This window comes from Arenibacter sp. F20364 (genome assembly GCF_023015905.1).
In the GTDB taxonomy this organism is placed as follows: Bacteria; Bacteroidota; Bacteroidia; order Flavobacteriales; family Flavobacteriaceae; genus Arenibacter.
In genome coordinates, this window is sequence record NZ_JALKBD010000143.1 from 1 (window position 1) to 540 (window position 540).

Annotated in this window: 1 protein-coding gene; it reads right to left on the reverse strand. The window is 46.3% G+C overall.

The window, feature by feature from the left end; genetic code table 11:
* On the reverse strand, positions 1–540 hold a 540-nt coding region (locus tag MWU84_RS24080), incomplete at both ends, for a thrombospondin type 3 repeat-containing protein (RefSeq protein ID WP_246906582.1).

Below are 540 nucleotides of genomic sequence, written 5' to 3' on the forward strand. Positions count from 1 at the left end.
CTTTTGACTATCAGAACAACCTTCATTATCGACCGTTTCGCCCTCTGGCGTATCTGCACATTGGTCTAGATCATCTGTTACTCCATCTCCATCCGTATCCTTTTGACTATCAGAACAACCTTCATTATCGACCGTTTCTCCAGAAGGAGTGTCTGGACACTGATCCAACTCATCAGTAACAGTGTCCCCGTCTGAATCAGTTTGTGTAGCAGAGCATCCGTTCGAGCTCACTTCTTCTCCAGAAGGAGTATTTTGACATTGGTCTAGATCATCTGTTACTCCATCCCCATCTGTGTCCTTTTGACTACCAGAACAACCTCCATTATCGACCGTTTCGCCCTCTGGCGTATCTGCACATTGGTCTAGATCATCTGTTACTCCATCTCCATCCGTGTCCTTTTGACTATCAGAACAACCTTCATTATCAACCGTTTCGCCCTCTGGCGTATCTGCACATTGGTCTAGATCATCTGTTACTCCATCTCCATCAGAATCTTCTTGACTTTCCGCACAGCCATCCACATTTACGGTTTCCCCGGC